Raw genomic sequence first — 26,820 nt, 5'->3', positions numbered from 1 at the left:
GTACGGCTATGCAGTTTTGCCCACGTCTTTGATGGCAGTGATAAATTCGGATTTGTCTTCAAAATGTTTAGTATTATCGCCAATATCTTTGTCAAACTCGATAAAGATATTGGCGATATTTTCTTATAACTTACGCAAATCGCTGTTTTGCTTCTGCAATGGCTTCCGCCACCCGCAATGGGGAAACCCCGCCTTTCGCACAACGTTTATCCAAACAAGATTGGAGCGAGAGAATATCATATACGTCATCGCCCACCACCTCACTAAATTGACGAAATTCCGGAATGGTGAGATCTTCCAATCCTTTTCCTTTCTCAATAGCATAAACCACAGTTTCACCCACAATGTGATGGGAATCGCGGAAAGGTACACCTTTCGCTACAAGATAATCTGCCAATTCGGTCGCATTTGAATAGCCTTTCAACGCAGCTTCACGGGTACGTTCTACATTCACTTTCAGTTCATCTAACACGAAAGTCGCCATCTCTACGCAATCTTGCCAAGTGTCTAAAGCATCAAAAATCCCTTCTTTATCTTCTTGCATATCTTTATTGTAGGCAAGCGGTAAACCTTTCAGAGTCATTAACATACCGGTTAAAGCCCCCATTACACGTCCGGCTTTACCACGGATCAATTCGCAGGCATCGGGATTTTTCTTTTGAGGCATTAACGATGAGCCTGATGTTACTCGGTCGGACAATTCCACAAAATTCGCTTCACCGCTATTGAAAATAATCATATCTTCCGCAAAACGGGAAAGATGCGCCATACTCAATGAAGCGGAAGAAAGTAACTCCACAATGTGATCTCGGTCGGAAACACTGTCTAAACTATTACGGGTTGCAAATGCGAAACCTAAATCTTGTGCCAAAGCATCACGATCCACCGCATAAGCGGTTCCTGCCAATGCACCGCTACCAAGCGGACAAGTATTCATTCGTTTGTACGCATCCGTTAAACGGCTGTAATCCCGATCAAACATTTCTACATACGCCATACACCAATGTGCAAAGGTAATCGGCTGGGCGCGTTGCAAATGGGTATAACCCGGCATAACGGCTTCTTGCGTATTTTCTGCGGTTTGCACTAAGTGACGTTGTAAATGGCGAATGGACCCCTGTAGTTCAATCACTCTCTGCTTACACCACATTTTTATATCCAACGCTACCTGATCATTCCGGCTACGACCGGTGTGCAATTTTTTACCAAGATTTCCCACTTTGTCGATAAGTTTACTTTCCACCCAGCTGTGAATATCTTCCGCTTCATCTTGCAAAATCGCCTGCGGATTTGACCGCACTTCAATAAGCAATTCATTTAAGGCTTGTTCGAGCTGTTGCTGCTCTTCCTGTTTTAACACATTCACTTTCACCAAAGCCTTAGACCAACCGATAGACCCTTCAATATCCTGCTCCGCTAAACGATAGTCAAAACGTAATGAATCATTAAAATCTTTAAAACGCTTATCTGCCGCTTGTGTAAAACGACCACCCCAAAGTGCCATAATTTATCCTCTATTTGTTCTTTTAGCCGTATAAAATCGGCATTATGTAACAGTTTCAAAAACCATCGTAGGGTGCCGTTAGGCAAAACCGTAACGCACCTACCAATCAATAATTAATTATTCCAATTTAATGCATATTTATGCACAAATCAATGAAATAGTTAAAAAAACGATAAAACACAATAAACATTATTTATCAATCACGAAAATTCTTGAAAACCAATGTTTAAAAATACCATCATTTTTGACCGCACTTTACCATAAAAACATTGATTTTTTCACAACAAAAACTAGACAGAATGAAGTTTTGATGATACCTTACGCAACGATTTCAGGGCAGTAGCCCACCATTCAATAATTCAACTCTTATTAATTAATCCCAACAATTATTCATTATGCATTTAACAGAACTAAAAAATACGCCCGTTTCAGATTTAGTGAAACTTGGTGAAGAGCAAATGGGTTTGGAAAATTTAGCACGTTTGCGCAAACAAGACATTGTCTTTGCAATTTTAAAGCAACACGCCAAAAGTGGTGAAGATATTTTCGGCGGCGGCGTGCTGGAAATTTTACCCGATGGTTTCGGTTTTCTCCGCTCCGCCGATAGTTCCTACCTCGCCGGCCCTGACGACATTTATGTATCTCCCAGCCAAATCCGCCGTTTTAATCTTCAAACCGGTGATAAAATCGAAGGTAAAATTCGCCCGCCTAAAGAAGGTGAACGCTATTTCGCATTATTGAAAGTCGATCAGGTCAATGACGATAAGCCGGAAGTTTCTCGGAGTAAGATCTTATTTGAAAATTTAACGCCATTACACGCAAACTCCCGTTTAAGAATGGAGCGTGGTAACGGTTCAACGGAAGATTTAACCGCACGTATTTTGGACTTGGCATCTCCGATTGGTAAAGGTCAACGCGGTTTGATTGTAGCGCCACCAAAAGCCGGTAAAACAATGCTGTTACAAAACATCGCACAAAGCATTACGCATAACTATCCGGAATGTGAGCTGATCGTCTTGCTTATCGATGAACGTCCGGAAGAAGTAACGGAAATGCAGCGTTCGGTAAAAGGTGAAGTGATCGCTTCAACCTTTGATGAACCGGCCGCCCGTCACGTACAAGTTGCGGAAATGGTGATCGAAAAGGCAAAACGTTCTGTGGAACACAAAAAAGATGTGGTGATTTTACTTGATTCCATCACCCGTTTAGCACGTGCTTACAACACGGTTACACCGGCTTCAGGTAAGATTTTGTCCGGTGGTGTGGATGCAAATGCTTTACACCGTCCAAAACGTTTCTTCGGTGCCGCACGTAATGTAGAAGAAGGTGGAAGTTTAACCATTATTGCAACGGCGCTTGTCGATACCGGTTCAAAAATGGATGAAGTGATTTTCGAAGAATTTAAAGGAACCGGTAATATGGAACTTCATCTTTCCCGCAAAATCGCTGAAAAACGTGTATTCCCAGCGATTGATTTCAACCGCTCCGGAACACGTAAGGAAGACTTGCTCACTTCACCTGATGAATTACAAAAAATGTGGATTCTTCGTAAAATCCTTAACCCGATGGGCGAAGTGGAAGCAATGGAATGGCTTATTGATAAGCTCGGTGTGGCCAAAACCAACGAAGAATTTTTTGAAATTATGAAAAGATCGTAAGATTTATTCAAAATCAGTGAAAAAAGGAAGCTTAGGCTTTCTTTCAGACTACTGACGAACCCACCTCACCTTTTCTAATAAGGTGGGTTTATTTTTATGATCTTAATCTCTCAACAAAATTAGGTAAGGCTAACTGATAGTTTATTTAGTTCGACTTTTGAGGCACTCAAGATTCGATGAACTCTTTTCTATTTAATCCGTCAATTTTTGCAACCCAAAATGTCGATAAGTTTGTGATGTGGCTATACGCCCACGGGGAGTACGCTGTAAGAAACCTTGTTGAATTAAATAAGGTTCTAATACGTCTTCAATCGTATCTCGTTCTTCTCCGATCGCTGCTGCAAGATTATCAAGCCCAACCGGCCCACCGTCAAATCGTTCGATCACTGCGGTCAACAATTTACGATCTAGATAATCAAACCCAGCATTATCCACATCCAACATAGAAAGGGCTTGTTTTGCAATTTCTAAAGAAATAATCCCACCGTTACGTACATCAGCATAATCCCGTACTCGGCGTAATAAACGGTTGGCAATACGTGGCGTACCACGTGAACGGCGTGCTATCTCAAAAGCACCTTCACTTTCTAATTCAAGACTTAAACAGTCCGCACTTCGTACAACAATAGACGTTAAATCTTCCACCGAATAAAACTCCAAACGTTGCACGATACCAAAACGATCGCGCAAAGGGGAAGTTAAAGAGCCTGCTCGCGTTGTTGCGCCCACCAGTGTGAAAGGAGGTAAATCTAATTTAATCGATCGTGCTGCCGGCCCTTCTCCGATCATAATATCCAGTTGATAATCTTCCATTGCCGGATAAAGCACTTCTTCAATTGCCGGAGAAAGACGGTGAATTTCATCAATAAACAACACATCATGCGGTTCAAGGTTAGTCAGCATAGCCGCCAAATCACCCGCTTTTTCCAATACAGGACCGGATGTCGTACGAATATTCACCCCCATTTCGTTCGCTACAATATTGGCGAGCGTTGTCTTTCCTAGACCGGGCGGGCCAAATATCAATAAATGATCCAGCGCATCTTGGCGCAATTTTGCCGCTTTAATGAAAATATCCATTTGTTCACGTACTTGTGGTTGCCCCACATAATCCGCCAACAATTTAGGACGAATCGCTCGGTCGATAATCTCTTCATCAAATTTTGCTTGACTGCTGATAATTCTGTCGGATTCAATCATTTACTCACCTACAAGGCTGCTTTTAAGGCTTCGCGAATAAGCTGCTCACTGCTTAATTCCGGTTTTGCTACACGTTTTACCATTTTTTCCGCATCCGTCGCTTTATAGCCAAGCGCAATTAATGCGGCAATGGCTTCGTCTCCTGCACTTTCTTGAGGCGAGACAACAGAAGAAGGGGAAGTTGGAATATGGGTACTTTCTACAAAAAAATCGCTTTGTTTTACACCTTTAAATTTACCTTTTAATTCCACCAATAAACGTTCCGCCGTTTTCTTACCGACTCCCGGAATTTTTGTCAATTTAGATAATTCTTCACGTTCAATCGCATAAGCAAATTGCTCAACAGACATTGCCGATAAAATAGCAAGGGCTAATTTGGGACCTACACCATTAGTTTTAATGAGCTCACGAAATAAAGTGCGGTCGGTTTTTTGAGAGAATCCAAACAACAAATGCGCATCCTCACGAACAGCAAGATGAGTAAATAAGGTGGTTTCTTGCCCGATTTCAGGCAAGTTGTAAAAACTTGTCATGGGTAAAAGCAGTTCGTAACCGACACCTTGCACATCAAGTAAAATTTCAGGCGGTTGTTTTTCTAATAAAATACCTTTTAAACGACCAATCATAACCTATCCGTAAACATAAAATTTTACATAGCATAAAATAAAACTGGACACATATCCAGTTAAATTTTCAATCGGAAACGACCTCGACTATATCTGGTTTTAAGAAGTGCGGTCATTTTTTCCTGAGTTTCCGTAATCCTCACCGAGCCCGCTACGTGTAGAGAATGTTGCATAGAATGAGCATGAGTGATCGCAATCGCCAGTGCATCTGCGGCATCCAATTGAGGTTTATCAGAAAGCTTTAAAATACGAGTAACCATATCTTGAACCTGTACCTTATCTGCCGAGCCGATTCCCACCACGGTTTGCTTTACCAAACGGGCGGCATATTCAAACACCGGTAAATCATGGTTCACTGCCGCCACAATCGCCGTACCTCGCGCTTGTCCCAGTTTTAATGCAGAATCTGCATTTTTTGCCATAAAGACTTGTTCAATCGCAAACATATCCGGCTGAAATTGTGTAATGATTTCAACCACTCCCGCATAAATACGTTTAAGGCGAGTAGGCAAATCATCCGCATTAGTACGAATAATGCCGCTCCCCAAATAGCTTAACTGTCGCCCTGTTTGGCGAATAACAGCATAGCCTGTAACTCGACTACCGGGGTCGATACCTAAAATAATCGCCATATTTCACTCAATAAAAAACGAGCCAATCAAAGATTGGCTCACCAAAGAAAATAGAATGAGGTTATTCGCTCACCGTGCAATTTTTCGCCATAATGCGATCTGATCCCATCGTGCCTTCTCCTTTAATATAGAACATAATCGGCACAACTTTTTTTGCATTTTCCGGTGTGATTACTTCGCTCAAAACCCACACATTTTTACCATCGGTAAATTGAGTTCCCTCAGTGTAATTACTATCCAATGGTAGATTTTGAGCAAGAAACGCTTTGTTTAACATGACGTCTGCGGATTTTAATTTTCCTTGTTCAAAATTATAGCCGGCCGAAAGACTTTGTTTTTCACCCTCTACATAGCAGTGATATCCCACGCCAATGTTTGTGGTTTCCATTTTGTTAGCGGTTTTGTCAGCACTGTCCATACAAGCCGTTAGTAAACCAAAAGCTGTAAATACCGTTAAAACTTGCGTTAATTTCATTAGAAGAATCTCCTTTTTATCGACAATATCGTTTTCTGTTCGGCACGCAAAAAATAAAAAAGTTGCAACAAAATTATAATAATGCCGCCACTTCGTCACTGATTTCACCATTGTGATAAACATTTTGCACATCATCACAATCTTCTAACATATCAATCAGCTTTAAAAGTTTCGGTGCGGTCTCCGCATCTAAATCCACAGTAGTGGACGGAATCATTGTGACCTCAGCATTATCAATTTTAAAGCCTGCCGCTTCAATCCCATCACGCACCGCACCGAGTTCTTCCCAAGCGGTGTAGATTTCAAATGAACCGTCCTCTTGTGGCTGAATATCGTCTGCTCCCGCATCAATCGCGGCTTCGGTTAAAGCGTCTTCATCGGCATTGGAAATTAAAATTAAACCTTTTTTGCTGAATAAATAGCCGACTGAACCCTCTGTGCCTAAGTTACCGCCACATTTAGTAAAACTTGGACGAACTTGTGAAATAGTACGGTTGGCATTATCACTTAAACACTCGACCATTACCGCTGTGCCACCCGGCCCGTAGCCTTCATAAACTTTGGTCTCCATATTAGTGTCATCGCCACCGCCTACACCACGCTCGATCGCACGATTAATGGTATCACGTGTCATATTGCTGGATAACGCTTTATCCACCGCCGCACGTAAACGCGGGTTAGCACTCACATCACCGCCTCCTAATTTTGCGGCGGTAACCAATTCACGAATTAATTTAGTAAAAATTTTACCGCGTTGCGCATCTTGTGCCGCTTTGCGATGCTTAATATTTGCCCACTTACTATGACCTGCCATTGTAATACCTCTAAATTCAGTTAAATCTGTAAAAAAGCCTATTTATAGCGGAAACAAGGGAAAATTTCAATTTTTTTCATCTTCTGGAAAAATTTTTGAATCCCTAAAACACACAAAATAACGAGACGAAGAAAAGGAAAATCAACGAATTACTTTCCCCAAATATAATTAGAAGAAAAGATCTCGATCCCTTCCATCATAATATTCCCTGAAACATTCACTTCTCACTAAAAGTGCGGTCAAAAATCAATATATTTTTAAATTCATCAACTCATTTTTATTCCCTAGTAGGACCTAGATATAATTGATAACTCACAATAAATCGATTAATTACACTTAAGCTATACATATGGTTATATGTACAAAAGGAATAACCGGCTATATCTGCTCACTTTAGAGTATATCCGACTTCCTATTTTAACTCCGTTATTAAGCGTTTTTGATATTTATGAAATTGTTTCCCTAAATAAAGTGAACCAAAATCAGTTAAATGATCCTGATCGGAGTAAATCGGTTTGTTATCAATTATATAGTCGGTACTAATATACTGACTTAAATCTACAAAACGCACATTAGGAATATCTTTCACCAAATTGGCAATATAAGTGTTTATTTGTGAAATATCACCGAATTCTCGAATCGGATCAAGATAACGGGCAAGCCCATACTTTTCTAATAAGAAATTACGCTGTGGTGAACGGTTTAATGTAGGCACATCACCAAATATAATCACCTGCTTATTTTTTGCCAGTAATGTTACCGACTCAACAAATTTCTGTTCAAAATTCTCGACGACAAAAGTCTGAGGGGAAAAGCGAGGAACAGGGCTTTTTCCTATTTTGAGATTATAGAAAAGAGAAACCATTACCACAGAATACTTATCACTATTTAATTCTGTTTCAATATCCCGACAATATTCCTTTTGTTTAGAATCTATTGATCTAGATGACGGAAGCAAAAATGAAAAACAAATTTGTTTCTCTGATTGATCCCAAATATCCGCTTTCCAACCTTCTTTCTGTCCCACATAAGTTAGAAAATTACTGAGATGTCCTGCGTGAGAATCACCAATTACTACTGCACTAACAGGCTGATTATTTTGTATTGTTTCTATAGACTCAAGCATCATATGTTGCTTTTTAATTATTGTTCTCATTCCATAACCATAGCTGACTATCAACAAAGAAGGGATTAAATAGAGAAAAATAAAAGCCTGCTTAAAACCTAAAGATGATCGCCTAATTGGTGTTTCGAATAGAAAATAGCTGAGAATTGAGCAAGTAAAGGTGAGTAATAAAACAATACCAATCATTGTATATGATAAAGATTTTACCCCCGTAATATAAAAGGTAAAACTAATAATAATCCAATGAAATAAATATAATGAATAGGAAATTTTTCCAATAAAAACAATTATCGGTAAAGATAAAATACGGGTAAATAGACTTCCTTGAAAATAAATAATCAATGAGGTAAAAATACAAGGCAATAGTAAAGCCAAACCCGGAATAAAGGGCAAATCCTTTCGATAAAGAAATAGACAAGCAATAATTCCTAAAAATCCAATTAAATTAATATACTGAGCGGTTCGAGGAGAAACGTTTTTTACTTTCATTTGCCATAATGCAAGTAATGAACCAATAAATAATTCTGGGAAACGAAGAAAAGAATTATAGTAATTATCCATAACTCCTATTTTCAACCATAACTTATCCGATATAAAACTCAATAAAATCAATATTCCGGCAAGAAATAAAGTAATAATAAATAAACGGGATATACCTATTCCTCTACGAATCAACCAATATAACAAGACAGGAAAAAATAAATAGTATTGCTCTTCTACAGAAAGAGACCAGATATGTAACACAGGGTTTTCACTGGCATTTAAATCAAAGTAGCCTTGTGTATTAGCAAGATAAAAGTTGGAAAAGAAAATCGTTGATAATTCAATTGTTTTTCTGAGTTGATTAAAGTCATTATAAACAAAAATAGCGGAAGCAATCACTAATGCGATAGCCATGGTTAACGCAAAAACAGGATAAATCCGCTTAATCCTGCGTTTATAAAATTCACGAAATGAAAACTGATTATGATACATTTCTTGAGTGATAATTTGTGTAATCAAATAACCTGAAATCACAAAGAAAATATCTACTCCTAAAAATCCACCCGGCAACCAATTCTCGTTCAGATGGAAAATAATGACTGCTAATACAGCTAGAGCTCGCAACCCATCAATATCAGGACGATAAGTAATTTTTGACATAACTTTCTTTATCTAACTAATCTAACAAAAAAGCAGCATTCTAATTGGAAATCTATAATATTGCAAAAGTTTCCCTATCCCTAATACCTATCATTTTTTAGTACATATCGACGAATCGCCTCGGCATTATTGGGGGATTTCGTGAGCCTCATTGCTTCAAGGGGAGAAAGCCAACGGTAATCTAAATGTTCGCTTAATTGCGGCACTTGCTCGCTTTCCAACGGCAGCAAGAACCAATGTTCACGGCAATGGGTAACATCGGGAGCGTATTTATAGCGAAAATGCGGAAAAATCTCAAACTCGACAGCTTGCTGGCAATCAAAAAGTGCGGTCGGATTTAACCCCGTTTCTTCCACTACTTCCCGCTGTGCCGCTTGATTTGGACTTTCCCCTAATTCAATCGAACCTGTAACGGACTGCCAAAATTCGGGATCGTCTTGGCGTTGGAGCATTAAAATACGCCCAGTAGATTGGGCGTAGATGACCACGAGAATAGAATTAGGACTTTTGTAGAACATTATTGACCTTTATTTTGCTAATAGAAAATAACTCGAAAACCCTGACATCCAAACATAACCAACATTTTCTATATAAGCCAAACGAGCAGAATCTAAAATAAGTAATCCTTTTTTAGTATGAATAGTCAAAATATCATTAGTCAATTTATCTAAATCTTGTGTTGATTGTAACTCTGTAATATCTAAATTATGTTTTTTAAAGACACGTTTTAATATTTCAGCTAAATTAATAGAAAGGCTACTATTATTTCCAAGCTTTATCTTTACATCATATTGCTTTTGTAAATCAGATAAGTTCGTATAATCAAATTCAAAATAGTTTTTAATATGAACTAACTCACCATAAGAGGAGAGTTTTACTCTATACGTGAGTTTCTCCTTATTAAAATAATGGTTTATTAAAGTTTCTAATGGCTGAACTCTAGGTTTAGAATAAGGTTTTCTAAAATAGAAAATTTCATCAAATCCTTCACCATATTGCTGTATCATAATATTGCGATAATTTTCATTTCCACCAAGGTAAATTGCCATATTTGAAAGTTTAACATAACGCTGATATTCATCACTTGAAGGATCCAACTTATTAACGCGATTTAAGTCTAATCTATTTATAATTTTACCTTTTTTATCTAGCAACCCCATTTCATTTAGTTGTTGATAAAAACGGAACGCTTGATTTTCAATACTTATTTTTTCTGGGGTAACTACAAAGCTAATGAAACCAAGGAAAATTAGACTTATTCCACACCAATAACGATATTGAAATTTGTTAGGAAAAAGACTATAAATAGAATAAAAAGTCAAAATAAAAGCAATAACGATTAAATAAATACGATAGGTTGTTAAACCATAATTTGAAACTCGTACGTATATCCCTAACCATAATAAAACTAGCGGGGCAAAAGTTAAATAGGAGAAAAAGCGATAGAACAATTTCCACTTTGGATTATTTAATAACAATTGCAGAGCTCTTGCAATAATTCCACAAGCTAAAAATGCAGTAACAAGATAAGCGACTCCACCACGCGGCAATTCATTTGAACTTATAATGTAAATTAAATAAGCATAAAGTAAAAAGGTATAAAGGATAATATAAGGAGAAATAACAAATTGAATAATTAGCTGAAGGAATTTAGGGAACTTCTCTTCTTTCTTATTGGAGAATAAAAGATAAGAAAAAGGGATTATAAAAAATATTGAGAACAGAGCTAATCTCAAATAGATAGTTTCATAAAACCTCACATTAAATAAATAGTATATAGCACCTAACGTTAACAATAAAAAACTATAAATAAGACCAGCTAAAATACAAGACTTAACTAACCTAAACACATTTCCATTAGCATTCAGAATAAAATTTCGGTTATTTTTCTCCCATCCATCAAAAAGAACACAAAATAATAAAATACTATCAAGAACAATAAATTGCTCTAATTTTAGTTCAAATTTCAAAGAATAAATAATTAATGCACAAAATAGAGCTAAGACAAAAGAATAGAAATGTAATTTTGTATTGTTTCTAGTTAAATAAACCAAAGAAAATAAGAAAGGAAAGAAAAGTAAAACATTATAATTTTCTTTCATAAAAGAATAAGTACTTAGAACAAAAATAGTATTAAAAACAGCCAGCAAAATCACAATTAAATAATGCTGACGAAATACTGAAATAAATTTTTCTTGTAAAATATTATTCACTATGACTTACTCCTTATTTCATTTATAGAATTTCGTTAAAATAAATAGGCATAAAGCCTATTTATTTCATTCAAAGAGCGGTCATTATTCCGCTAGTTTTTTCACCTCAATCCCCAACTCCACTAACGCTTGCGGATTTGCATAGCTTGGGGCTTCGGTCATTAAGCAGGCTGCAGCGGTAGTTTTCGGGAAGGCGATAACATCACGAATGTTTTCGGTGCCTGTGATGAGCATTGTCAAGCGGTCTAAGCCGAATGCGAGACCGGCATGAGGTGGTGTGCCGAATTTTAATGCGTCTAATAAGAAACCGAATTTTTCGCGTTGTTGTTCTTCATCAATGCCTAAGATGCGGAATACGGTTTGTTGCATTTTCGGGTCGAAAATACGCACCGAACCACCACCTACTTCATAGCCATTAATCACCATATCATAAGCGTTAGCAACAGCAGCTGTCGGATCGGCTTCTAATTGTTCCGGCGAGAAATCTTTTGGTGAAGTAAACGGGTGGTGCATTGCAGCAAGATTACCCTCGTCATCACGCTCAAACATTGGGAAGTCGATCACCCAAAGCGGTTGCCATTGGTCTAAACGGGTTAAACCTAAATCACGGCCGAGTTTCAAGCGTAGCGCTCCCATTGCATCGGTTGCGATTTGCCATTTATCCGCCCCAAAGAAAAGAATATCGCCGGTTTGTGCACCGACACGCTCTAATAAGGCTTTTAGAACTCCCTCGTTTAAGAACTTCGCAATCGGACTTTGTACGCCATCAAGACCTGCATTCACATCATTAACTTTTAACCAAGCCAACCCTTTTGCACCGTAAATACCGACAAATTGCGTGTATTCATCAATTTGTTTACGGGTAATTTCATTGCCGTTTGGCGCACGGATCACTGTGACACGACCATTCGGATCATTTGCCGGTCCTTGGAATACTTTAAAATCCACGTCTTTCACAATATCCGCCACATCTACCATCTCTAACGGATTACGCAAATCCGGTTTATCCGAACCGAAACGGCGCATCGCTTCTTGCCAAGTCATTACAGGGAATTTGCCAAGATCCACGCCAATAATATCAAGCCACAAGCCATGCACCATACGTTCCATAATTTCACGCACTTCCGGCGCAGTTAAGAACGAAGTTTCCACATCGATCTGGGTAAATTCAGGCTGGCGATCCGCACGCAGGTCTTCATCACGGAAACATTTTACAATTTGATAGTAACGGTCAAATCCCGACATCATTAAAAGCTGTTTGAAGAGTTGCGGCGATTGTGGCAAAGCATAAAATTTGCCTTTATGTACACGGCTAGGCACGAGGTAATCACGAGCGCCTTCAGGTGTTGCTTTGGTAAGCATTGGGGTTTCAATATCTAAGAAGCCGTGTTCGTCCATAAAACGGCGAACAAAACTAGTAATTTTGGCACGAGTTTTGAGGCGTTCAGCCATTTCCGGGCGGCGAAGATCAAGATAGCGGTATTTCAAACGCTGTTCTTCGGTGTTATTTTGGTTAAAATCAAGCGGTAGCACATCTGAGGTATTATAGATACTTAATAATTTTGCCAATACTTCCACTTCACCGGTCGCCATATTTTTATTAATTTGATTTTCAGGGCGAGCGATCACTTCACCTTTAATTTGAATGCAAAATTCATTACGCAAACCTGCGGCAGCCGTTAAGGCTTCTTGATATTTCGGGTCAAAACACACTTGAACAATGCCTTCGCGATCGCGCATATCAATAAAAATTAAACCGCCTAAATCACGGCGACGATGCACCCAGCCGCTTAGTGTTACTTCTTGTCCTATGTTGCTACGGTTTAACGCACCGCAATAATGTGTACGCATCATAAAATTATCCTTTTAATAGAATTTGTAAAAACGGGGGGATTATAGCGAAAATTTGAACGAGAAGAAAAGGTTATTTCTGATCTGAATCCTTTAGAAATCAAGGGTATTGAATAATTTTTGATGCATAACAAGATAAATTTTGCTATTGTGGCGCCCCTAATTTTTACATACAAAGAGGAAATGATGTTAATCATTAATATTGTATTTATTGCCACCTTGGCTATTCGCTTTTATAGCTTATCTATTTCAATAAAAAATGAAAAAGCGTTAATTGCAAAAGGAGCCATACAATACGGTAAAATTAATTCAAATTTACTATCAGTTGTACATATCTTATTCTATACATCAGCAATTATTGAAGCAAACTATAAGAATGTTCCATTCGACACACTATCGCAAATCGGTTTAGTTATCCTTGTATTTGCTATTATCATGTTGTTTTACGTTATTTACAGCTTAAATGAAATTTGGACAGTTAAGATTTATATTCTACCTGAGCATAAGATAAATAGATCATTTTTATTTAAGTATGTTCGCCATCCAAATTATTTCCTTAATATCATTCCCGAATTAATTGGGCTTAGTCTATTATGTCAAGCAAGCTATACAGCAATGCTGGGATTGCCTATTTATTTGACCCTTCTTACAATACGTATTCGACAAGAAGAAAGGGCGATGAAGCATCTATTTAATAGGGCAATATAACCCAAATTGTTACAAAAACTTCTTCCAAATTAACCGCACTTTTGAACTAAAAATATTTAATGATGAAAGATACCATCTTCTCAACCCCTATCGAAAAACTGGGCGATTTCACCTTTGATGAAAACGTTGCCGAAGTATTCCCTGATATGATCCAACGCTCCGTACCGGGTTATTCCAATATCATCACCGCAATCGGTATGCTTGCCGAACGTTTTGTGACGGCAAACAGCAATGTGTATGATCTCGGTTGCTCACGCGGTGCTGCAACCCTTTCTGCCCGTAGAAATATTCATCAACCCAACGTAAAAATCATCGGTATTGATAACTCTCTGCCCATGGTGGAACGTTGTCGCCAACATATTGCGGCTTACCACAGTAACGTTCCAGTCGAAATTTTATGTGACGATATTCGTCATATCGAAATAAAAAATGCCTCTATGGTGATTTTGAATTTCACGCTACAATTTTTACCACCGGAAGATCGCACTACATTGCTTGAAAAAATCTATCAAGGCTTAAACCCGAATAGTGTATTGGTGCTTTCGGAAAAATTCCGTTTTGAAGATGAAAAAGTAGATAATTTATTGATTGATTTACATCATCAATTCAAACGTGCCAACGGCTACAGCGAATTGGAAGTGAGCCAGAAACGCACTGCACTTGAAAATGTAATGCGTACCGATTCAATAAAAACACATAAAACCCGGCTAAAAAATGTAGGATTCTCACAAGTAGAATTGTGGTTTCAATGTTTTAATTTCGGTTCGATGATCGCTGTAAAATAAAAAAAGTTCTGTCATAAAATCAAAAATGGCGATTCCTTATGATTATTTTTCCAATACTCTCACTATAAAGTAAGATTAACACGGGTTTTACTGATTTATGATTCGATTTATGTCATAATCCCCGCAAGTATCTATTCAAAATAAGGACAAACCAATGCGAATTTTACACACGATGTTGCGCGTAAGCGATTTGGATCGTTCAATTAAATTTTATCAAGATATATTAGGAATGCGTTTATTACGCACAAGCGAAAATCCGGAATATAAATATTCACTGGCGTTTTTAGGTTATGACGATGAAGATAAATCATCAGTAATCGAGCTTACCTACAACTGGGGCGTAAATGAATATGATCTTGGCACGGCTTATGGTCATATTGCGATTGGTGTCGATGATATTGTTGCGACTTGTGAAGCCGTACGTGCGAACGGCGGTAAAGTCACCCGTGAGCCGGGACCGGTGAAAGGCGGCAGCACCGTCATTGCTTTCGTGGAAGATCCGGACGGTTACAAAATCGAATTTATTGAAAATAAAAGCGCAAAAGCCGGTCTTGGCAATTAATTAAGTGCGGTCACAAATCTTTAGATTTTGAACATTGGCTTTGCCAACAGTGCCTTAAGGCATAACAATCGTTCAAAGCGATTGAATAGAGTTTTTGTCGTATTTTCATAACGTGGGTTCACCACCTGCGTTATTTTTATTTTCTGAAGGATAACCTATGTCCGATACTCAAGAAATTCCTTATCATAATCAATTAAAAAATCGCTTTCGAGGTTATTTTCCCGTCATCATCGATGTGGAAACCGCAGGATTTGATGCTAAAAAAGATGCGTTATTAGAACTGGCGGCGATCACATTAAAAATGGATGAAAACGGATATTTACACCCCGATCAAAAATGTCATTTCCATATTGAGCCTTTTGAAGGGGCGAATATTAATCCGGACTCCTTGAAATTTAACGGCATTGATATTCACAATCCTCTACGTGGTGCCGTATCGGAATTAGATGCTATAACGGAATTATTTCAAATGGTGCGCCGCGAGCAAAAAAATGCGGGTTGCCAACGATCAATTATCGTGGCGCATAATGCGGCTTTCGATCAAAGTTTTTTGATGGCGGCGGCAGAACGCACCGGTGTAAAACGTAATCCGTTTCATCCTTTTGGAATGTTTGATACGGCAAGTCTTGCGGGTTTAATGTTCGGACAAACCGTCCTTGTGAAAGCCTGTCAAGCCGCAAAAATTCCTTTTGATGGAAAACTGGCGCATTCCGCTTTGTATGATACGGAGCGTACCGCCGAATTATTCTGTTATATGGTAAATCATCTGAAAGATTTAGGCGGATTTCCTCATTGCGTATTGGAAATAGAAAACGAAAAAACAGATGAAAAAACAACCGCACTTTAATTTTTTCAAAAAGAGGTTGCAATCGCCTTCGTTTTCCAGTAGTTTAAAAACCAATTCTTAATTGGAGATTTAAATATGTCTATTATCCGTCACCATCATCACCATTTAACTGAATAATCTTTCAGGTTTTTGGTGTGCTTGGAAGATTTCTTCCGGGCAGACAGGATAATAAAATCTTACCCCTCGGGAGACAACTTTCGAGGGGTTTCTTTTACCACAACAACCTATAGGAATTTTAACTATGCGACATAACAAAATTAAATATAGTGAATTAAATTAAAATGGCAAACCGAAAGCAGTACGACTGCAATAGACATTTTTAAATCTAATTCACTTTAAAACTAAACTTTAATACTCCACTACTTACTATTATTTATAAGGAAAAACACAATGTTATCAAACCCTGTTGTTATCTCTATCATTGTATTGCTGGCATTAAGTTTGCTACGCATCAATGTGGTTATCGCACTCGTTATCGCAGCACTTACCGCCGGGCTATATGGTGATCTCGGCTTAAGCAAAACAATCGAAACCTTTACCGGCGGCTTAGGCGGCGGTGCAGAGGTTGCGATGAACTATGCAATGTTAGGCGCATTTGCCATTGCTATTTCCAAATCAGGGATTACCGATTTACTCGCCTATAAGATCATTACGAAAATGAATAGAACCCCAACAAGCAATAACCTTGCGTGGTTTAAATATTTACTTTTTGGTGTATTGGTTCTGTTTTCTATTTCATCTCAAAATCTACTTCCTGTGCACATCGCATTTATTCCAATTGTCGTACCGCCGCTTCTTTCCATTTTTAATCGATTAAAAATCGATCGCCGTGCTGTCGCTTGTGTACTTACATTCGGTTTAACGGCAACCTATATGCTCCTGCCTGTCGGGTTCGGAAAAATCTTTATCGAAAGTATTTTAGTCAAAAATATTAACCAAGCGGGCAGTACCTTAGGATTACAAACCGATGTATCACAGGTTTCTCTTGCGATGTTACTCCCTGTGGTCGGTATGATTTTAGGGCTATTAACCGCGGTGTTTATTACCTATCGCAAACCGCGCGAATATAATGTTACGACAGAAGAACCAACCACAAGAGAAATTGAAGCCCATATTGCCAATATTCAACCGAAACAAATTACCGCAAGTTTGATCGCAATTATCGTCACTTTTGCAACCCAGCTTTTCACCAGTTCAACAATTATCGGCGGCTTGGTCGGTTTAATCATCTTCGCCGTATTCGGTATTTTCAAACTAAAAGAAAGTAACGACATTTTCCAGCAAGGTTTACGCCTGATGGCGATGATTGGTTTTGTTATGATTGCCGCTTCAGGTTTTGCGAATGTCATCAATGCAACCACCGGTGTTACCGATTTAGTACAAAGTCTCAGTAGCGGTGCAATTCAAAGTAAAGGTATCGCCGCTTTCTTGATGTTACTTGTAGGCTTATTAATCACTATGGGGATTGGTTCTTCATTCTCAACAGTGCCGATTATCACGTCAATCTACGTACCGCTTTGCTTGTCTTTCGGATTTTCTCCATTAGCAACGGTTTCGATTGTAGGCGTAGCCGCAGCGTTAGGTGATGCGGGCTCCCCGGCTTCCGATTCCACATTAGGACCGACATCAGGTTTAAACATTGACGGTAAACACGACCACATTTGGGATTCTGTCGTTCCGACCTTTATTCACTACAATATTCCTTTGATTATCTTTGGCTGGATTGCAGCAATGTACCTTTAGCGATTATAATCCCCCGTCATTGGGGGATTTTTATGAGCATTCAACAACTCATCAAAACATTAGAACAAAAAGTACAACAACTTCATCAAACTTATTCGGCTCAACACGAAGAAAAAATCTTCGTAAAATTTGACCGCACTTTATTTAGTGAAAACGGACAAACTACCGCTTTTTATTTCAACGAAATTGAACAAACATTAACAAAAATTAAATTTCTTAATTCTAATGATGTTAATCATTATACTTTTATTACCGAGCTTTTATTAAAACAATGTACAGCATTGTCAGAAGCATTAAATCGAAAAAGCAAACCGTTGTTCTTACAAAAGCAACAAAAACCGACACCAATAAGAAAAACACAACACGAAATTCATAAACTTCCACCGCGCGAACGTTTAGAAAAATATTATGAAGCGCTTGAACAATTAAACCGTTTGTATCAACAACACAGGGATCTTGCCCATACGGAAACCCATGTGGAAAAACAAAAGAAAGCCTTACAGCTTGCCAAGCAGTACAAGCAACGTCGCCAAAAATGTCAAGAAGCCATTGATTTATTAGAAGAATATTTAGCCTTTAAAGAAGAACAAGAAAACAGAAATAATCAGGAAAAATAAAAGTCCAGAAAAGCAAAAATCCCTTAATTTTTCAATTAAGGGATTTTTTAAATTTGATGGCGGAGGAAGTGAGATTCGAACTCACGGAGGGCGTAAACCCTCGCCGGTTTTCAAGACCGGTGCCTTCAACCACTCGACCATTCCTCCGTGATTTAAGCGGGGTGAATGATACGTTTTTTACCAAACTCCGTCAAGTATAAAAATCCATATTTTTATCAAGTGATTAATTTTAGCTCAATTCAAAGATAAAAAAATTGGTGCATTATTTTGCACCAATTTCTCATTATTCTGATTTTGCTTTCGTTGGCTCAGAATACACATGACTAATTGCGCTATGATGTCCTGCCGAACCTTTACCGTAGAAGTAATAACGTGATTCATTCCACTCGATAATAGGGAAAGGTTTTGCCATTTCATCACCGGCTTTTGCAAGCGTCATCTCGGATTTAGTATGATTTACGGAAGAAATCGTTCCCAAACGCCCCTTAAACTCATAAGTGCGGATAAATTCCGTTGTGTTTTCTATCTCAACAGCTTCATTTTGTTCTTTTTCTGCATTAAGGCGCTCCAATGACTCTTGTACTTTTTTCCGTACGGATTCATTCGCCGGCTGAATGATGAAATCTAAAGCAGGTTTCGCTTCCACCGGGCTGTTTTGAACCACGATTCCTGTTGCAGGCGTAATAAAACCTTTTTTGGTTTTCTCCTGTTCCAGCAATTCATCCACAGATAAGAAATGATTTTCTTTCGGTGTATTCACAACGGAATGATCCACCCATACTTTACCGCTTGCTAATTCCGGTGAAACGACGGCAGCAAATAACGGCATCGGCGATTTAACCTCTTGACGGCGGCGACGCTGACTATTCGCAACACGTAAATGACGCGGAGTACGACGTTGGCGTTCCTGACGAGGTTGTTTTTCTTCCACGGTTTCGGCAGATATACCAACTTCGGTTGGTGTATCAACTTCAGCCTGAGCATTAATTTCAACCGGAGCAACGGTTGAAACAGGTTCGAGCACATCAGAATCACTCTCTATTTTGCGAATATCTGTCGCATTTTCATCAACACGCACACGTTTACGCAAATCGCGACGTTGACGACGCTGAGGCACTTGCTCTGTTTTTTCCCCCTGAACTTCAGCCTCAGAAACAGAGGCAAAATTAACCGCACTTTCGTTCAATGTTTCATCTATGACATTGTTTCGGCGTGAACGGCGTTGATTACGCTCACGCGTTGGACGCACTTGTTCCTCTTCCGTTTTTTCCACATCGCTTATATTTTCCGTTCTTGTACGACGGGAAATATTACGGCGATCTTGTGTACGGCGTTGGTTGCGATTATGTCGGTTATTACGATTATTTTTTGTTTTTTCTTCCTTCGCCTCAGCAGTAGTAAACAACGCTTTAATTTTCGCGATGATTTTTGCCAATAGCGACGGTTCATCCGATTTACGTTCTATCGGCGTCGGCGCCGCTTCAGAAATAGAAAGGGATACGGCCGCACTTTCGATTGCAGGCTGTTCACTCCCTACCGGATTGTCAGCTTGACGGGTAATTGTTGATTCCTCATCTATTTCATCTTGCGCACAGTGAATTTTCGCTAAGTTGTAACTTAACTCATTCACTTCTTCGCCATCACGTAAACGGAATACGCTAAAATGCGGTGTTTCCATTGCTTCGTTTGGTGCAACGATCACATCGACATTATGGCGTTTCTCTATGCTGCTAATGGCTCTACGTTTTTCATTTAACAGATAAGAGGCGATTTGCACCGGCACAATGGTGTGCACTTGTTTGGTATTTTCTTTCAGTGCTTCTTCTTCGATTAAACGCAAAATCGACAAGGAAAGCGATTCGTTATCACGTACTTTTCCGGTACCTTGACAGCGTGGACAAATGTGATGCGATGATTCTCCTAAAGACGGGCTTAAACGCTGACGGGACATTTCCAGTAGACCAAAGCGCGAAATACGACTAATTTGAATACGAGCGCGATCCTGGCGTACCGCATCACGAATGCGATTTTCAACTTCACGTTGATGACGAACCGGTGTCATATCAATGAAATCAATAACAACCAAACCACCCAAGTCACGCAAACGCAATTGACGGGCAATTTCATCTGCGGCTTCAAGGTTGGTATTAAGCGCCGTTTCTTCAATATCACCGCCACGGGTTGAACGTGCGGAGTTAATATCTATCGCAGTTAAGGCCTCTGTCACATCAATGACAATCGAACCGCCCGATGGTAAACGCACTTCACGTTGAAAAGCCGATTCAATTTGTGATTCGATTTGATAATGACTAAAAAGCGGCACTTCACCTTGGTATAACTTCACCCGATTAATGAAATCAGGGCGAACGAGTTTGATATGGGCTTTCGCTTTTTCAAAAATTTTCGGGCTATCAATTAAGATTTCACCGATATCGCGACGTAAATAATCACGGATAGCACGCACGATCACATCACTTTCTTGGTGAATAAGGAAAGGTGCCGGGCGACTTTGAGAAGCTTGTTTAATCGCTTCCCAATGATGCAACAGCACTTTTAAATCCCATTGTAATTCTTCCGGTGATTTACCCACACCAGCAGTACGCACGATAAGCCCCACACCTTCCGGCACCTCCAAAGAACTGAGTGCTTCTTTTAATTCAGTGCGCTCATCACCCTCAATACGGCGGGAAATGCCACCTGCGCGCGGGTTATTCGGCATAATCACCAAATAACTGCCGGCAAGAGAAACAAAAGTCGTCAGTGCAGCCCCTTTATTACCCCGTTCCTCTTTATTCACTTGAACGATAACTTCTTGCCCTTCGGTTAAAATATCGCGAATATTCGGACGACCTTGGAATACGTAATCCGCCGGAAAATATTCACGTGCAATTTCTTTCAACGGTAAAAAACCGTGGCGTTCTGCGCCGTAATCTACAAAAGCCGCTTCTAAACTAGGTTCAACCCGGGTAATTTTCCCTTTGTAGATATTTGCTTTTTTCTGTTCATGACCCGGATTTTCAATATCCAAATCAAAAAGGCGTTGTCCATCGACAAGCGCTACGCGCAACTCTTCTTTTTGAGTTGCGTTGATTAACATTCTTTTCATTGTCAATTCTCTTATTAAATTAAAAACTACCTTAAAATAAACCGCACTTTGCTTCGTTATCGACCTCGTGTTTCTCGCGCCAATCAATCTCACGATTGTATGTTGCTGGGTGCATTGATAACGTTATAAAACGATAAATAAACGGTTGCGTAATAAAACAACACGATATTCCGCACGTGTTGCAAGCGGGCGGTTTATTTCAAAAAGAAAAATGTTGATTATCAATGTCTTATGCCGATTGCCGCATTGAGTTTCCACCAACAAAACTTGTCAATTAGAAGTGCAAAAATTTATGCACAAAAAGACGCTCTATTATCCATAGAAACCGACAAATTAGCAAGGCGATTATTACCCTCGCAATCGCTTTTATGATATGATTTGCGCCGATTTTCAAAGGATAAAAGAATGATGGAACAAAAAGAAAAAGTTATCAATTCGGCGGTAAAACTGCTGACAATCAGTGAAGACGAAGCCGGTCAACGCATTGATAATTATTTATTGGCAAAACTGAAAGGAGTGCCGAAAAGTTTGATTTATCGTATTGTGCGAAAAGGCGAGGTACGGGTGAATAAAGGACGTATTAAGCCGGAATATAAATTACAGGCAGGCGATGTTGTACGCATACCACCTATTCGCATATCGGAAAAAAATGACACGCCCGTTTCCAAAAACTTAAATAAAGTTGCCGCACTTGAAAACCAAATCCTATTTGAAGACGACTGTTTAATCGTTTTGAATAAACCCTCAGGCATTGCCGTGCATGGTGGTAGCGGCTTAAATTTCGGTGTGATTGAAGCATTGCGTGCATTACGCCCTGAAGCCCGTTTTTTAGAATTGGTACATCGTTTGGATCGTGATACGTCGGGAATTTTATTAATTGCGAAAAAACGCTCTGCGTTACGTCATTTGCACGAACAACTACGATTAAAAACCGTACAAAAAGATTACTTAGCGTTGGTTAGGGGACAATGGCAATCCCATGTAAAAGTGATACAAGCGCCACTATTGAAAAATGAACTTTCCAGTGGCGAACGCATTGTACGTGTCAGTGAGCAGGGTAAGCCTTCCGAAACCCGTTTTTCTATTGAAGAACGCTATCTTAACGCCACCTTGGTCAAAGCTTCTCCGGTAACAGGGCGTACGCACCAAATCCGTGTACACGCCCAGTATGTCGCTCATCCTATCGCTTTAGACGATAAATACGGTGATAAGGATTTTGATATGCAAATGCAGGCCTTAGGTTTAAATCGCTTATTCTTACATGCCTATTCAATTCGTTTTGAACACCCGAAAACAGGGGAAACACTTCGTTTCAATGCCCAACTTGATGAAAAAATGAAGGCGATATTGAAAAAGTTACGAGAAAGCAAATAGACAAATTCTATGTTTATTGCTATATTTGAGCGCAGAACAGAAACAATTCGTTTCTGTCATATTTTTCGTAAACACGACAACCAAAGGATAACAAAATGGCTAAAGGACAATCTTTACAAGATCCTTATTTGAATGCTCTGCGTCGCGAGCGTATCCCCGTGTCGATTTATCTCGTAAATGGGATCAAATTACAAGGTCAAATCGAATCGTTCGATCAATTCGTGATTTTATTGAAGAACACCGTAAACCAAATGGTATATAAACACGCCATTTCTACTGTGGTTCCTGCGCGTTCTGTATCCCATCACAATAATCATCACAATGCTCAAGCGGCAGCTGAGGTGACGGAAGAAACCGAAACCCAAAGCGAATAATCCGTTAAAAAATGGATCATCAACAAACTCAAAGTGCGGTTGAAATTTCAAATGAATTTTCAACCGCACTTTCCCCGTTTAAAACTAGCAAAAATATAAATGCTTTACGCGATACCGCTATCGTTGTACAGGTTTTCTTTTCACAAAATAAAAATCAAGACGATCTGTCGGAATTTCTCTTACTTGCAGATTCTGCCGATGTTGATGTATTAGAAACCATCACCACCCACCGTACTGCGCCACAAGCAAAATATTTTGTAGGAGAAGGTAAAGCCCAAGAAATCGCCGCCGCAGTGGAACGATACAATGCAAATGTGATTTTAGTAAATCATCAACTGACACCGGCACAAACACGAAACTTAGAAAGTTTATGTCATTGTCGGGTAGTGGATCGTACCGCCGTTATTTTGGATATTTTCGCGCAACGAGCCCGTTCCCATGAAGGGAAATTACAAGTGGAACTGGCGCAGTTAAAACATTTATCGACCCGATTGGTCCGCCGTAAAACAGGGCTTGATCAACAAAAAGGCGCAGTGGGTTTACGAGGTCCGGGTGAAACCCAATTGGAAACAGATCGCCGTCTCATTAAAGTGCGTATCGGACAGCTGCAAAATCGCTTGGCGAAAGTGGAAAAACAACGAAATCAAAATCGTCAAACACGCCAAAAAGCAGATATTCCGACTATTTCATTGGTCGGTTACACTAATGCCGGCAAATCCACGCTGTTTAATTTCATTACCCAAGCGAACGTCTATGCGGCGGATCAACTTTTTGCCACACTCGATCCCACCTTGCGCCGATTACAAATTCAAGATGTCGGCACTACTATTCTGGCGGATACGGTGGGCTTTATAAGACAGCTCCCGCATGATCTTGTTTCGGCTTTTAAATCCACCTTGCAGGAAACCGTAGAAGCTGCCTTGTTACTCCACGTAATTGATGTTGCAGATCCGAGAAAATCGGAGAATATAGAAGCCGTTAATTTAGTGTTGGAAGAAATCGGTGCGGATAAAATTCCCACTCTGAGAATTTATAACAAAATTGATCTATTGGATAATGTAGCACCCCATATCGAATATGATGATGAAAATAAACCGATAGCCGTTTATCTTTCCGCCCACAAAGGAGAAGGGCTGAACTTACTCATTGAAGCGATTAAAGTGCGGTTAAAAAATGAGATATTTTCTCTCAATCTCACGCTTCAACCGCACGAAGGAAAACTTCGTCACCGACTTTATCAATTGGATGTCGTGCGTGACGAGCAAATTTCGGAGCGAGGGGAATTTTTATTAGCGATACAGATCGACAAAGTGGAATGGTTGAAATTATGCAAACAATTCTCAGGACTTCTTAATGTTTATCCGAACCTACAAGCCAAAGAAGATGAATAAAGCCTTCTGAGCAAAAATTAAATATATCTCTTTAATCTCACAAAAATATTCCTCTCCAATCGAGAAGATAAATATTATGACTTTCCGATTCCATATTGCTTCAATTTATTCGCAATCGCCGTATGAGAAACGCCCAATCGTTGCGCCAGTTTTCTTGTACTTGGAAATTCGGCATAAAACATCCGAAGTACTTTGGCTTCATATTGCCCGATAATCTCTTCTAACGTTTGGTTTTCAAATTCATTGATAGAAATGACCGCACTTTCCGGTAATGTCAAACTCAAATCTTCAAGGCTCAAACGGTTATTTTTTGCCAAAGAACAGGCCCGATATAGTGTGTTGTACAATTCACGGACATTACCTTTCCAATCATATTGTTGTAAATAAGTGAGAAAATCCGAATCAAAGGTGGGTATTTTTATTTTCAAGGTTTCGCTGATTTCTTGCAGAAAAATCGCTGTCAGAGGTTGAATATCCGCCACACGCTCACGTAATGGCGGCACATTAACCGTTAGCACATTCAAACGATGAAATAAATCCGCTCGTACCTTACCCTGCTCAACCAATTGATTTAGCGGCACCTGTGAAGTACAGATCACCCGTACATTGGCATAATGCTCTTTTTCCTCCCCCACTCGGCGAAATGAACCGTCCGTTAAAAAACGGAGCAATTTTGCTTGCAGATTTAGCGACAATTCAGCAATACCATCCAGTAACACCGTACCTTCATTGGCATATTCAAAAAAGCCGATAGTTTCGCTCTCCCCTACTTTTCGTCCAAACATTTCGCTTTCTGCGTCTTCATCCGGTAAACCGGCACAATTTACAGCGATAAATTTATTCTCTCTACGCAAACTTTGATGATGACAGGCTTTTGCCAGCAAATCTTTACCCGTACCTGTTTCGCCTTGAATTAACAAGGGCACATCAAACATCGCAAAACGTTGCGCATTTTCTACCGCACTTTTCATCGTCTCGCTATGAGTAACAAAGCAATCGAAAGGATATTTAGGATCGAATTTGGAAATCATAGTAAATCGGCCTGAAGAATAAAAATTGGCACTATCATAAGATGTTTACAACACAGTGTAAATAATGTTTTACAGATAAATAAAAGCCCCTTTATAAAGGGGCATTACAAATAAAAAAATTATTTACGAACGGCGCTATCTAATTCTTTTGAAATGATTTCCATTGATTCTAACCCTCCAAAAGCAAGATACCAGTTTGCAGCATCTAAATAAACGATATGCCCGTTTTTATAAGCTTTAGTTTGTTTAATGATGTCGTTATCCAGTACTTTTTGCGCATTATTGGCTTTTTCCGTAATTGCAGCGGTACGATCTACAACCAATAAGAAATCGGGATTTTTTTCTAAAATATATTCAAATCCGACACTTTGGCCATGAGTAGAAGATTTAATCGTAGGATCAATTGGTTGGAAGCCGTATTTTTGGTACACCATACCATAGCGGGAGCCGTCACCAAAAGCGCTTATTTTGCTTTCATTCACTAAAACAAGCAGTGCGGTTTTATCTTTCGCATCCTTAGCCACTTGGCTTACCACCGTCTCCAATGCTTTTAATTTTTCTTTTGCGATGGACTCCTTATCAAAAATTTGCCCCAGTGCAATGACATTTTGTTGAAAACTGTCGTAATAGTTTTTGTAGTCATTATCAATGAAAAAAACCGGTGCAATTTCTTTAAATTTATCCACCATTTTTTCTTGGCGTTTTGAGGCGATAATTAAATCCGGTGCGATATCATTAATTTTTTCTAAGGATTGTTCCTTCAAATCCCCTACATTTTTGAATTTTTCATTAGCAAATTCCGCAAGATAACCCGGAATCTTGCCGCTTTGTGGAAAACCGACAATTTTATCCGCCGCCCCTAACGCACGAATCGTATCTGCCGCACCGAAATCAAGCACCACGACTTTTTGCGGGTTTTGCGAAACAATTTGCCTACCGGCAAAATTTTCAACAGTGATGTCTGCTGCATTGGCTGCGCTCACACCGATAAATGCCAAAACGGATAGGGCTAAAGTGGAAAATGTTTTTTTCATTGAAAA

23 protein-coding genes, 1 tRNA gene and 1 other annotated feature are annotated in these 26,820 nt (G+C 39.3%); of the genes, 10 read left to right on the top strand and 14 right to left on the bottom strand.

Going from position 1 to position 26,820, the window contains the following annotated elements:
• Positions 1-130: 130 nt before the first annotated feature.
• Positions 131-1,504, bottom strand: a complete 1,374-nt coding sequence (gene argH / locus IHV77_RS09130; RefSeq protein WP_194811658.1) for an argininosuccinate lyase — start codon at positions 1,502-1,504, stop codon at positions 131-133.
• A 395-nt stretch (positions 1,505-1,899) separates the two neighbouring features.
• Between argH and rho the strand changes: the two genes are divergently transcribed.
• The gene (gene rho / locus IHV77_RS09125; RefSeq protein WP_194811657.1) at positions 1,900-3,162 is read left to right on the top strand and encodes a transcription termination factor Rho; all 1,263 of its coding nucleotides are present in this window, start codon (positions 1,900-1,902) and stop codon (positions 3,160-3,162) included.
• 192 nt (positions 3,163-3,354) lie between these two features.
• On the opposite strand, the gene ruvB is transcribed toward rho, so the two are convergent.
• The 9 genes from ruvB to aspS form a co-directional block, all read right to left on the bottom strand.
• Positions 3,355-4,362 (bottom strand): Holliday junction branch migration DNA helicase RuvB, encoded by a 1,008-nt coding sequence (gene ruvB / locus IHV77_RS09120; RefSeq protein ID WP_194811656.1) that lies wholly within the window; start codon positions 4,360-4,362, stop codon positions 3,355-3,357.
• A gap of 8 nt (positions 4,363-4,370) precedes the next feature.
• Entirely contained in the window at positions 4,371-4,988 is a 618-nt protein-coding gene (ruvA, locus tag IHV77_RS09115) for a Holliday junction branch migration protein RuvA (RefSeq protein ID WP_194811655.1), read from the bottom strand.
• A 59-nt stretch (positions 4,989-5,047) separates the two neighbouring features.
• Positions 5,048-5,620 (bottom strand): crossover junction endodeoxyribonuclease RuvC, encoded by a 573-nt coding sequence (gene ruvC, locus IHV77_RS09110; RefSeq protein WP_194811654.1) that lies wholly within the window; start codon positions 5,618-5,620, stop codon positions 5,048-5,050.
• A gap of 61 nt (positions 5,621-5,681) precedes the next feature.
• Complete coding sequence (locus tag IHV77_RS09105; RefSeq protein ID WP_194811653.1) at positions 5,682-6,095, bottom strand: hypothetical protein; 414 nt, start codon at positions 6,093-6,095, stop codon at positions 5,682-5,684.
• Positions 6,096-6,168: 73 nt separating this feature from the next.
• Positions 6,169-6,909: a YebC/PmpR family DNA-binding transcriptional regulator gene (locus IHV77_RS09100; protein ID WP_194811652.1), complete on the bottom strand. Its 741-nt coding sequence runs from the start codon at positions 6,907-6,909 to the stop codon at positions 6,169-6,171.
• A gap of 412 nt (positions 6,910-7,321) precedes the next feature.
• Positions 7,322-9,178, bottom strand: coding sequence for an acyltransferase family protein (locus IHV77_RS09095; protein ID WP_194811651.1), 1,857 nt, complete (start codon positions 9,176-9,178; stop codon positions 7,322-7,324).
• An 80-nt stretch (positions 9,179-9,258) separates the two neighbouring features.
• The gene (gene nudB, locus IHV77_RS09090) at positions 9,259-9,696 is read right to left on the bottom strand and encodes a dihydroneopterin triphosphate diphosphatase (protein ID WP_194811650.1); all 438 of its coding nucleotides are present in this window, start codon (positions 9,694-9,696) and stop codon (positions 9,259-9,261) included.
• A gap of 9 nt (positions 9,697-9,705) precedes the next feature.
• Positions 9,706-11,391, bottom strand: coding sequence for a DUF4153 domain-containing protein (locus IHV77_RS09085; protein WP_194811649.1), 1,686 nt, complete (start codon positions 11,389-11,391; stop codon positions 9,706-9,708).
• An 84-nt stretch (positions 11,392-11,475) separates the two neighbouring features.
• A complete protein-coding gene (gene aspS, locus IHV77_RS09080; protein ID WP_194811648.1) occupies positions 11,476-13,245 on the bottom strand; it encodes an aspartate--tRNA ligase in 1,770 nt (589 codons plus the stop codon).
• 183 nt (positions 13,246-13,428) lie between these two features.
• On the opposite strand from aspS, the gene IHV77_RS09075 reads away from it, so the two are divergent.
• From IHV77_RS09075 to priC, 6 genes are all read left to right on the top strand, one after another.
• On the top strand, positions 13,429-13,950 hold the full coding sequence (locus IHV77_RS09075; protein ID WP_194813269.1) for an isoprenylcysteine carboxyl methyltransferase family protein: 522 nt from the start codon (positions 13,429-13,431) through the stop codon (positions 13,948-13,950).
• Between the two features lie 59 nt (positions 13,951-14,009).
• A complete protein-coding gene (gene cmoA, locus IHV77_RS09070) occupies positions 14,010-14,735 on the top strand; it encodes a carboxy-S-adenosyl-L-methionine synthase CmoA (protein WP_194811647.1) in 726 nt (241 codons plus the stop codon).
• Positions 14,736-14,889: 154 nt separating this feature from the next.
• On the top strand, positions 14,890-15,297 hold the full coding sequence (gene gloA / locus IHV77_RS09065; protein WP_194811646.1) for a lactoylglutathione lyase: 408 nt from the start codon (positions 14,890-14,892) through the stop codon (positions 15,295-15,297).
• A 157-nt stretch (positions 15,298-15,454) separates the two neighbouring features.
• Entirely contained in the window at positions 15,455-16,144 is a 690-nt protein-coding gene (gene rnt / locus IHV77_RS09060; protein WP_194811645.1) for a ribonuclease T, read from the top strand.
• A 92-nt stretch (positions 16,145-16,236) separates the two neighbouring features.
• Positions 16,237-16,356 (top strand) — a sequence feature (His leader region).
• A 178-nt stretch (positions 16,357-16,534) separates the two neighbouring features.
• Positions 16,535-17,887 carry a Na+/H+ antiporter family protein gene (locus tag IHV77_RS09055; protein WP_194811644.1) on the top strand — a complete coding sequence of 451 codons (1,353 nt, stop codon included), beginning with the start codon at positions 16,535-16,537 and terminating at the stop codon, positions 17,885-17,887.
• 32 nt (positions 17,888-17,919) lie between these two features.
• Positions 17,920-18,504, top strand: coding sequence for a primosomal replication protein PriC (priC, locus tag IHV77_RS09050; RefSeq protein WP_194811643.1), 585 nt, complete (start codon positions 17,920-17,922; stop codon positions 18,502-18,504).
• 57 nt (positions 18,505-18,561) lie between these two features.
• On the opposite strand, the gene IHV77_RS09045 is transcribed toward priC, so the two are convergent.
• Together IHV77_RS09045 and rne are read right to left on the bottom strand one after the other, a co-directional pair.
• Positions 18,562-18,651 (bottom strand) — tRNA-Ser (locus tag IHV77_RS09045).
• Positions 18,652-18,787: 136 nt separating this feature from the next.
• On the bottom strand, positions 18,788-21,610 hold the full coding sequence (rne, locus tag IHV77_RS09040; protein WP_194811642.1) for a ribonuclease E: 2,823 nt from the start codon (positions 21,608-21,610) through the stop codon (positions 18,788-18,790).
• Between the two features lie 405 nt (positions 21,611-22,015).
• Here rne and rluC point away from each other — a divergent pair, with 405 nt between their 5' ends.
• The 3 genes from rluC to hflX all read left to right on the top strand — a co-directional run bounded on the left by rluC (position 22,016) and on the right by hflX (position 24,749).
• Positions 22,016-22,984 carry a 23S rRNA pseudouridine(955/2504/2580) synthase RluC gene (gene rluC, locus IHV77_RS09035; RefSeq protein ID WP_194811641.1) on the top strand — a complete coding sequence of 323 codons (969 nt, stop codon included), beginning with the start codon at positions 22,016-22,018 and terminating at the stop codon, positions 22,982-22,984.
• A 95-nt stretch (positions 22,985-23,079) separates the two neighbouring features.
• Positions 23,080-23,358 carry an RNA chaperone Hfq gene (gene hfq, locus IHV77_RS09030; RefSeq protein WP_194811640.1) on the top strand — a complete coding sequence of 93 codons (279 nt, stop codon included), beginning with the start codon at positions 23,080-23,082 and terminating at the stop codon, positions 23,356-23,358.
• An 11-nt stretch (positions 23,359-23,369) separates the two neighbouring features.
• The gene (gene hflX, locus IHV77_RS09025; protein ID WP_194811639.1) at positions 23,370-24,749 is read left to right on the top strand and encodes a ribosome rescue GTPase HflX; all 1,380 of its coding nucleotides are present in this window, start codon (positions 23,370-23,372) and stop codon (positions 24,747-24,749) included.
• A gap of 74 nt (positions 24,750-24,823) precedes the next feature.
• Here the strand turns inward: hflX and IHV77_RS09020 are convergent, their stop codons facing one another.
• Both IHV77_RS09020 and IHV77_RS09015 read right to left on the bottom strand, forming a co-directional pair.
• Entirely contained in the window at positions 24,824-25,780 is a 957-nt protein-coding gene (locus IHV77_RS09020) for a sigma 54-interacting transcriptional regulator (RefSeq protein WP_194811638.1), read from the bottom strand.
• Between the two features lie 119 nt (positions 25,781-25,899).
• Positions 25,900-26,814: a siderophore ABC transporter substrate-binding protein gene (locus IHV77_RS09015; RefSeq protein WP_194811637.1), complete on the bottom strand. Its 915-nt coding sequence runs from the start codon at positions 26,812-26,814 to the stop codon at positions 25,900-25,902.
• Between the last annotated feature and the right edge of the window lie 6 nt (positions 26,815-26,820).

The organism is Rodentibacter haemolyticus (assembly GCF_015356115.1).
Lineage (GTDB): Bacteria > Pseudomonadota > Gammaproteobacteria > Enterobacterales > Pasteurellaceae > Rodentibacter > Rodentibacter haemolyticus.
This window is presented reverse-complemented; position numbering and strand designations above follow the sequence as displayed.

Coding starts and splice junctions, on each gene's coding strand:
- argH (WP_194811658.1), bottom strand. CDS start 1,504: ATGGCACTTTGGGGTGGTCGTTTTACACAAGCGGCAGATAAGCGTTTT.
- rho (WP_194811657.1), top strand. CDS start 1,900: ATGCATTTAACAGAACTAAAAAATACGCCCGTTTCAGATTTAGTGAAA.
- ruvB (WP_194811656.1), bottom strand. CDS start 4,362: ATGATTGAATCCGACAGAATTATCAGCAGTCAAGCAAAATTTGATGAA.
- ruvA (WP_194811655.1), bottom strand. CDS start 4,988: ATGATTGGTCGTTTAAAAGGTATTTTATTAGAAAAACAACCGCCTGAA.
- ruvC (WP_194811654.1), bottom strand. CDS start 5,620: ATGGCGATTATTTTAGGTATCGACCCCGGTAGTCGAGTTACAGGCTAT.
- IHV77_RS09105 (WP_194811653.1), bottom strand. CDS start 6,095: ATGAAATTAACGCAAGTTTTAACGGTATTTACAGCTTTTGGTTTACTA.
- IHV77_RS09100 (WP_194811652.1), bottom strand. CDS start 6,909: ATGGCAGGTCATAGTAAGTGGGCAAATATTAAGCATCGCAAAGCGGCA.
- IHV77_RS09095 (WP_194811651.1), bottom strand. CDS start 9,178: ATGTCAAAAATTACTTATCGTCCTGATATTGATGGGTTGCGAGCTCTA.
- nudB (WP_194811650.1), bottom strand. CDS start 9,696: ATGTTCTACAAAAGTCCTAATTCTATTCTCGTGGTCATCTACGCCCAA.
- aspS (WP_194811648.1), bottom strand. CDS start 13,245: ATGATGCGTACACATTATTGCGGTGCGTTAAACCGTAGCAACATAGGA.
- IHV77_RS09075 (WP_194813269.1), top strand. CDS start 13,429: ATGTTAATCATTAATATTGTATTTATTGCCACCTTGGCTATTCGCTTT.
- cmoA (WP_194811647.1), top strand. CDS start 14,010: ATGATGAAAGATACCATCTTCTCAACCCCTATCGAAAAACTGGGCGAT.
- gloA (WP_194811646.1), top strand. CDS start 14,890: ATGCGAATTTTACACACGATGTTGCGCGTAAGCGATTTGGATCGTTCA.
- rnt (WP_194811645.1), top strand. CDS start 15,455: ATGTCCGATACTCAAGAAATTCCTTATCATAATCAATTAAAAAATCGC.
- IHV77_RS09055 (WP_194811644.1), top strand. CDS start 16,535: ATGTTATCAAACCCTGTTGTTATCTCTATCATTGTATTGCTGGCATTA.
- priC (WP_194811643.1), top strand. CDS start 17,920: ATGAGCATTCAACAACTCATCAAAACATTAGAACAAAAAGTACAACAA.
- rne (WP_194811642.1), bottom strand. CDS start 21,610: ATGAAAAGAATGTTAATCAACGCAACTCAAAAAGAAGAGTTGCGCGTA.
- rluC (WP_194811641.1), top strand. CDS start 22,016: ATGATGGAACAAAAAGAAAAAGTTATCAATTCGGCGGTAAAACTGCTG.
- hfq (WP_194811640.1), top strand. CDS start 23,080: ATGGCTAAAGGACAATCTTTACAAGATCCTTATTTGAATGCTCTGCGT.
- hflX (WP_194811639.1), top strand. CDS start 23,370: ATGGATCATCAACAAACTCAAAGTGCGGTTGAAATTTCAAATGAATTT.
- IHV77_RS09020 (WP_194811638.1), bottom strand. CDS start 25,780: ATGATTTCCAAATTCGATCCTAAATATCCTTTCGATTGCTTTGTTACT.
- IHV77_RS09015 (WP_194811637.1), bottom strand. CDS start 26,814: ATGAAAAAAACATTTTCCACTTTAGCCCTATCCGTTTTGGCATTTATC.